Source organism: Kitasatospora sp. NPDC059722, from assembly GCF_042733235.1.
Classification (GTDB): domain Bacteria; phylum Actinomycetota; class Actinomycetes; order Streptomycetales; family Streptomycetaceae; genus Kitasatospora.
Map to the genome: position 1 here is coordinate 160,200 of NZ_JBHWGD010000010.1, position 5,822 is coordinate 166,021.

Here is a 5,822-nt window from a genome sequence, read left to right on the forward strand (position 1 = left end):
CCCGGTCCGGCGCCCCCCCGCTCCCCCCCCCCGACCCCGCGCCCTCGGCCGCCCCCCCCCGCCCCCCCCCCCCGCCGCCCCGCGGGGGGAGACGGCCGAGGACGAGAGGGAGGGAAAGCAGGAGGAGGAAGCCCCCCGACGGTCATGTCCGATTCCCGCCAGTCGACACCCCTCCGGTGCCGCAGACTGGACAGCGTGATCGACGACGACATCCGGTATCGAGCCGTGGACAGCCGGGACTCCCGCTTCGACGGCGTCTTCTTCACCGCCGTCACGACGACCGGCATCTACTGCCGGCCGAGCTGCCCCGCCGTGACGCCCAAGCGCACCAACTGCGTCTTCTACCCGAGCGCCGCCGCCGCCCAGGGCGCCGGCTTCCGCGCCTGCCGCCGCTGCCGCCCCGACTCGGTGCCCGGCTCGCCGGAGTGGAACCACCGGGCCGACCTGGTCGGCCGGGCGATGCGCCTGATCGGCGACGGCCTCGTCGACCGCGAGGGCGTCGCCGGCCTCGCCCACCGCCTCGGCTACAGCGCCCGCCAGCTCCAGCGCCAGCTCATCGCCGAACTCGGCGCCGGCCCGATCGCGCTCGCCCGCGCCCGCCGCGCCCAGACCGCCCGGCTGCTCCTGCAGACCACCGAACTCCCGGTCACCGACGTCGCGTTCGCGGCCGGCTTCGCCTCCGTCCGGCAGTTCAACGACACCGTCCGCGAGGTCTACGACCGCACCCCGAGCGGCCTGCGGGCCGAGGTCGCGGCCGGCCGCCGCATCGCGACCCCGGCCGGCGGCCTCACCCTGCGCCTCGCCTATCGCGGCGCGATCGACAGTGACCACCTGATCGACTTCCTCGCCCTGCGCGCGGTCCCCGGCGTGGAGGAGGTCGTCCCCGGCGCGCGCCCCGGCGTCCGCACCTACCGCCGTACCCTCGCGCTCCCCTACGGTCATGGCATCGCCGAGGTCGACGGCCTCGCGCCCGGCGACGAGCGCACCCGCGGGTGGCTCGACTGCCGCCTCCTCCTCGCCGACCTGCGCGACCTGCCGACGGCCGTCCAGCGCCTGCGCGTCCTCTTCGACCTCGACGCCGACCCCGACGCCGTCGACGAGCAGCTCGGCGCCGACCCGCTCCTCGGCCCGCTGGTCCGTGAGCGTCCCGGCCTGCGCTCGCCCGGCCACGTCGACCCGCATGAGCTCGCCGTCCGCGCCGTGCTGGGCCAGCAGATCACCGTCGGCGCGGCCCGCACCCTGGCGGGCCGGCTCGCCGAGAAGTACGGCACCGCCCTGCCCGAGCCCAACGGCGGCCTGCGCCTGCTCTTCCCGACGGCGGCCGCCCTGGCCACCGCCGACCCCGAGGACTTCGCGATGCCCGCCGCCCGCCGCCGGGCGCTCACCGGCCTCTGCGCCGCGCTCGCCGAGGGCGTGGTCCGGCTGGACGGCGGCGTCGACCGGGAGCAGTCGGCCGAGCAGCTGATGGCCCTGCCCGGCATCGGCCCCTGGACGGTCGGCTACCTGAGGATGCGGGCGCTCGCCGACCCCGACGTCTTCCTCCCGAGCGACATCGGCGTCAAGCACGGCCTCGTCCGCCTCGGCGCCCCCGGCGACCCCAAGTCCGCCGCCCGTGCCGCCGAGGCGTGGGCCCCCTGGCGTTCCTACGCGGTCCACCGGCTGTGGGCCGGGTCCGCGAGCGCCACCAGTACCGGAACGGAGAACGCACGAGCATGACCACGACCGTGTTCACGACCATGGAGAGCCCGTTCGGCCGGCTGCTGCTGAGCGGCGTCCGGCCCGACGGGGACGGTCCGGCCGCGCTGGCCGCCGTCACCGCCCCCGGCCAGAAGTACGCCCTCGCCGAGCCCGCCGACGACTGGGTCCTCGACCCGGAGTCCCTCGCCGAGCCGGTGGCCCAGCTGACCGCCTACTTCGCCGGTGAGCGCACCGGGTTCGACCTGCCGCTCGCCCCGGAGGGCACCGACTTCCGGCGGAGGATCTGGGCGGCCCTGGACGAGATCCCGTACGGCGAGACCGTCACGTACGGCCGGCTCGCCGCGATGGCGGGCGAGTCGCCGCGGGCCGTGCGCGCCGTCGGCGGCGCCGTGGGTGCGAACCCGCTCCTCATCGTCCGCCCCTGCCACCGCGTCCTCGGGGCCGGCGGGGCCCTCACCGGCTTCGCGGCCGGCGTCGACCGTAAGCGCTGGCTCCTGGAGCTGGAGAGCGGCACCCTGTTCTGAGTGCCGGCCGGCCCGGCCCCGATTCCGAATGCCGCCCTGCCCGGCCCCGATTCCGAGTGCCGTCCCGCCCCGTCCCGTCCCACCCCGCCCCGCCCCGCCCCGTGCCGAGCCGGGTCTACGCCCGAAGGTCGACGCGCCAGTTGTGGCTCCGCATGAGGCGGCCGGGCGGGAACTCGAAGTCCGTCTCCCCGAGCAGCGTGAAGCCGGCCTTCTCGCAGACGGCGTTCGACGCGGGATTGTCGACCGACGGGAAGGCGTGCAGGTACCGGTGCCGGGCCTCGCGGCGGGCGGCGGCGACGGCCGCGCGGGTCGCGGCCACGGCGATGCCCCGGCCCTGGAAGGGCGGGAGGACGTTCCACCCCATCTCGTGGACCGTCCCGCCCTCCCACGTCCGGGTGCCGTAGCCGACGGTGCCGACGGGTTCGCCGCCGGGGAGCAGCTCGATCCGGTACATGCAGCCGAGGCCGGAGGGGACGAAGTCGAGGTAGCGGGCGTGCCGGACGAGCAACTGCTCCTCGCTCTCCGGGCCGCCGACGTGCGTCTTCATCTCCGGCGTGTTGACCCGGCGCAGCAGCGCGAGGTCGGCGTCCGTCCAGGGTTCGAGGTGTACCAGTGCCGTGTTCACGGCACGCACGGTAGTGCTCGTGGGGCGGGCGTGACCAGCGGTTATTCGACGGTCGGGGTGGGGCCGGCGAGGGCGCGGGCGAGCTGGTCGAGGGCGGGCAGGGCCTGGAAGACGGCGTCGCGGTCGGCGGGGTCGAGGGTGCCGAGGGCGTCGGCGATGCGGCGTTCGTGGGCGTGCTGCCAGTCGTCGAGCTGGCGCTGGCCGGCGGGGGTGAGGGCGATGCGGGCGGTGCGGCGGTCGCCGGGGTCGGCCTGGCGGTCGACGAAGCCGGCGTCGAGGAGTTTGCCGACGAGGCCGCTGACGGTGTTGGGTGCGAGTCGCTGGCGGGCGGCGAGTTCGCCGACGCGCAGGGGTGCGGCGGCGAGGGTCTGGAGGAGTTCGACCTGGGCCATGGGGAGGGATTCCCACGGGTAGTCGGTGCGGATGCTGCTGCGCAGGGCGCGGCGCAGGCGGGTGACGACGTCGGTCAGCCGGCGGGCGTGTTCGACCGACGTTTCGGGGGTTCCGGTGGCGGAGTCGGGAACGTGCGGTGACGACGGCATGGCGGACAGCGTATCGCCTGCTACGGACGCTTCAGCCGGCCCGGTGGGGGTGCCGGGGAGCGGGTTCGGGCGCTGCCCCCGGCCGCTGCGCCGGCCCGCGCGGATCGCCGGCCGAACCGCCGGCCACACCCCGTGCGCATCTGATTCCGATCAGGTCGTAGAAAGAACATGTCTGCATCCGATATATTGAGTGGCATGAACGCCACCGTCCTCGCCGCGCGGCTGCTCACCGAGCGCCCCAGGCCCCGCGGCATAGCCGGCTGGCGCCACGCCCACTGGCTGGCCGTCGGCACCGTGTGTCTCGGTGCCTTCCTCGGTCAGCTCGACGCCAGTGTGATCGCCCTGGTCTTCCCGGCCCTCGGCCGTCACTTCGGCGCGGGTTTCGCCGCCGTCGAGTGGGTCGCCCTCGCCTACCTGCTCGTCCTGGTCGCCCTGCTGGCCCCCATCGGCTGGCTGTCCGACCTGGTGGGCCGCAAGACGATGTACATCGGCGGTTTCGCCGTCTTCGGCCTGTCCTCGCTCTGCGCCGGGTTCGCCGGCGGCCTCTGGATCCTGGTCGGCTGCCGGGCCGTGCAGGCCGTCGGCGCCGCGATGATGCAGGCCAACAGCGTCGCGCTGGTGGCGCGCGGCGTGCCCGAGCACGCGATGCGGCGCGCGCTCGGCATCCAGGCGGCCGCCCAGGGCCTAGGGCTGGCGTTCGGGCCGACCCTCGGCGGGCTGCTGGTCGAGCACGCGTCGTGGCAGTGGGTGTTCTGGGTCAACGTGCCGATCGGCGTGCTCGGCATCGTCGCCGGCTGGTACCTGCTGCCGCGCACCAGGGCGGAGCGCGCGGCGGTCGTGCCCGGGCCGCGTCTGCCCCTTGGGAAGGCGCACCGCTTCGACTTCCCCGGCATGCTGCTGATCACCGGCGCCACCACGGCGCTGCTGCTCGCCCTGTCCACGGCCTCGGGCCTGCCGCTGCCCGGTTGGCTCGTCGCCGTCCTCCTCGTGGCCTCGGCCGTCCAGACGCTCGCGCTGGTACGCCAGGAGCAGCGGGCCGCCCGGCCGATCCTGGCGCCCGGGCTGGTCAACACTCCGGGCGTGCGGTCCGGGCTGGTGGTCGCGCTGATCGGGTACCTGTTGCTGTTCTGCCCGCTCGTGCTGGGCCCGGTGCTACTGACCGGAGCGGGCGTGTCGACGGCCGGCGCGGGCCTGGTGATCACGCTGCTGCCGGCCGCGTTCGCGGTCGCGGCGACGGTCGGCGGCGGGCTGCTGCCGCGCGGCTGGTCGGACGTGACGAGGTGTCGCTCCGGCGCGGTGATGGCGGGCGCCGGATTGCTGCTGTTCGCCCTGCTGCCGGTCTCGGCCGGGGTGTCGGCGGTCCCGCTGCTGGTCGCCGGGTACGGTCTGGGCCTGCTGCTGCCGGCGAACAACGCGCTGGTGATGCGGGCGATCCCGGCGGCCTGCTCGGCGGTCGGCGGCGGCATGGTGAACATGGCGCGCAGCCTGGGCACGGCGCTCGGCATGGCGCTGTCCGTCCTGGGTGTCCACCTGGCGGGCGCGGCGTCCGGTGGGCGGACGGTGCTGCTGGTCCTCGCGGGGGTCGCGGCGGCGGCCGTGCTCCTCACCCGGCCGGGCCGCCCTGCCCGCCCTGCCCGCCCTGCCGGCCCTGCCGGCCCTGCCGGCCCCGCCCGCTCCTGACGCGCGACTAGGACACGGCGTTCAGCGCGTCCTGGGCCCGGTTGAGGCCGAGCCGCACGAGCGTCTCCACCGCGTCCGCGCAGCGGTCCAGCACGCCCGGCAGGGCGGCGAGCTCGTCCTCCGAGAACTTCTTCAGGACGAAGTCGCCGACGCTCTGCCCCTTCGGCGGGCGGCCGAGGCCGAAGCGCAGCCGGACGAAGTCGCGGGTGCCGAGGACGTCGCCGACCGAGCGCACGCCGTTGTGCCCGCCGGGGCCGCCGCCGCGCTTGAGCTTGCAGGAGCCGAACGCGAAGTCGAGGTCGTCCTGGACCACCACCAGCTGCTCGACGGGCACGCCGTGGCGCCGCATCAGGCCGGCCACCGGGCGGCCGGACAGGTTGATGAACCACTGCGGCTTGACGAGCAGCACCCGTCGGCCGTCCACCTCGATCTCGGCGACCCGGCTGCCGATCGCGCGCCGCCGGAACCGCGCGCCGTGCCGCTCGGCGAGCCGGTCGACGGCGAGGAAGCCCGCGTTGTGCCGGGTGAGCCGGAACCAGGGGCCGGGGTTGCCGAGGCCGGCGACGAGCCAGGGGGCGGCGGGGGTCATGTTCGGTGCTCCAGAGCGCAAGGGGGAACGAACCGGGGGCCGGTTCGAGAAATCAGGGTCGAAAGAGAGCGGGGTGCGGTGGGGGGGGGGGGGGGCTGGTTGTGAACAGGGACACCAGGCCAAGGGGCAGGGAGCGCCAGGGGGGGGGGGTCGGCGCGGTCGGC

The 5,822-nt window shown here is 75.6% G+C and carries 6 protein-coding genes; 3 read left to right on the top strand and 3 right to left on the bottom strand.

Annotation, left to right across the window (positions count from 1 at the left end):
- Positions 1 to 144 precede the first annotated feature (144 nt).
- Both ACFV4F_RS09175 and ACFV4F_RS09180 read left to right on the top strand, forming a co-directional pair.
- Positions 145 to 1,716, top strand: a complete 1,572-nt coding sequence (locus ACFV4F_RS09175; RefSeq protein WP_380501187.1) for a DNA-3-methyladenine glycosylase 2 family protein — start codon at positions 145 to 147, stop codon at positions 1,714 to 1,716.
- Positions 1,713 to 2,222: a methylated-DNA--[protein]-cysteine S-methyltransferase gene (locus ACFV4F_RS09180; RefSeq protein ID WP_380501189.1), complete on the top strand. Its 510-nt coding sequence runs from the start codon at positions 1,713 to 1,715 to the stop codon at positions 2,220 to 2,222. The genes ACFV4F_RS09175 and ACFV4F_RS09180 overlap by 4 nt, the downstream gene beginning before the upstream one ends.
- 115 nt (positions 2,223 to 2,337) lie before the next feature.
- On the opposite strand, the gene ACFV4F_RS09185 is transcribed toward ACFV4F_RS09180, so the two are convergent.
- Positions 2,338 to 2,856, bottom strand: coding sequence for a GNAT family N-acetyltransferase (locus tag ACFV4F_RS09185; protein ID WP_380440918.1), 519 nt, complete (start codon positions 2,854 to 2,856; stop codon positions 2,338 to 2,340).
- Between the two features lie 32 nt (positions 2,857 to 2,888).
- Positions 2,889 to 3,389: a MarR family winged helix-turn-helix transcriptional regulator gene (locus ACFV4F_RS09190; protein ID WP_380501191.1), complete on the bottom strand. Its 501-nt coding sequence runs from the start codon at positions 3,387 to 3,389 to the stop codon at positions 2,889 to 2,891.
- 195 nt (positions 3,390 to 3,584) lie between these two features.
- On the opposite strand from ACFV4F_RS09190, the gene ACFV4F_RS09195 reads away from it, so the two are divergent.
- The gene (locus ACFV4F_RS09195; protein ID WP_380501193.1) at positions 3,585 to 5,069 is read left to right on the top strand and encodes an MFS transporter; all 1,485 of its coding nucleotides are present in this window, start codon (positions 3,585 to 3,587) and stop codon (positions 5,067 to 5,069) included.
- 7 nt (positions 5,070 to 5,076) lie between these two features.
- Here the strand turns inward: ACFV4F_RS09195 and pth are convergent, their stop codons facing one another.
- Entirely contained in the window at positions 5,077 to 5,658 is a 582-nt protein-coding gene (gene pth / locus ACFV4F_RS09200) for an aminoacyl-tRNA hydrolase (RefSeq protein WP_380501195.1), read from the bottom strand.
- Positions 5,659 to 5,822: the final 164 nt, after the last annotated feature.